This window comes from Pauljensenia sp. C0170B5 (assembly GCF_056590195.1).
In genome coordinates, this window is sequence record NZ_JBWPVR010000025.1 from 1 (window position 1) to 892 (window position 892).

The window sequence follows — 892 nt, forward strand, 5'->3', positions numbered from 1 at the left end:
TCATACCGCGCCAGGGGAGCGAATGGACAGCGAGGAGCCTCCGAACGTTCGGGTCGCCTGCTCGGGTGATATCGACGAGGTTGTGCGGCTGATGCACGACGCTGCGGCGTGGATGTCCGCCAAGGGAACGCCCGCCTGGGACGTCGCGCGGATCGACCGGACATTCGCGGAGACCTTCGTCCTGAGATCCGAGCTCCTAGTCGCGAGTTGCAGCGACGGCATCGTCGGCTGTTGCACCTTGTCGGCCGAGGATCCCGAGTTCTGGCCCGACGCCCTCAAGGGGGAGGCCGCATATCTGCACAAGCTCGCGGTGCGACGGACACATGCGGGCCGGGGTGTCAGCTCCGCGCTGATCGAGGCTTGCCGCCATGCCGCGCGAACGCAGGGGTGCGCCAAGCTGCGGCTCGACTGCCACCCGAACCTGCGTGGCCTATACGAGCGGCTCGGATTCACCCACGTCGACACTTTCAATCCCGGCTGGGATCCAACCTTCATCGCAGAACGCCTAGAACTCGAAATCTAACGTCCGTTCGGGCATCGAGGTCCATGTCGGGGTGGGACGGGCCCGTGGCTTCAAGATCACTTGCAGTCCGACCGCGATGTCTTGGTTGCGCGAGAGGTTGTCGATATCCTCCACTTCCATCATCAACCCTGGATAATGCCGCCGCCGTCATCGCCGCCGACGCCCGTGCCGGGCTTTTCGGGCCTGTCAGGCTTGCTCGGCCTTCAGCCTGCCTGGGCGAGATCTCCGGCGGACGGATTAACGGCGGAGCTTCGCCGCCTTTCGTGCGTGTGAAGGCCGAAGATAGTTCTCTCGGCTCTGTTGCAAAAATCGTGAAGCTTGAGCATGCTTGGCGGAGATTGGACGGACGGAACGATGACGGATTTCAAG

At 63.5% G+C, this 892-nt stretch carries 1 protein-coding gene; it reads left to right on the plus strand.

Annotation, left to right across the window (positions count from 1 at the left end; all coding sequences use genetic code 11):
• The coding region (locus AC1EJZ_RS11180) for a GNAT family N-acetyltransferase (protein WP_425343557.1) at positions 1-523 on the plus strand (523 nt) is incomplete at its 5' end.
• Positions 524-892 lie beyond the last annotated feature (369 nt).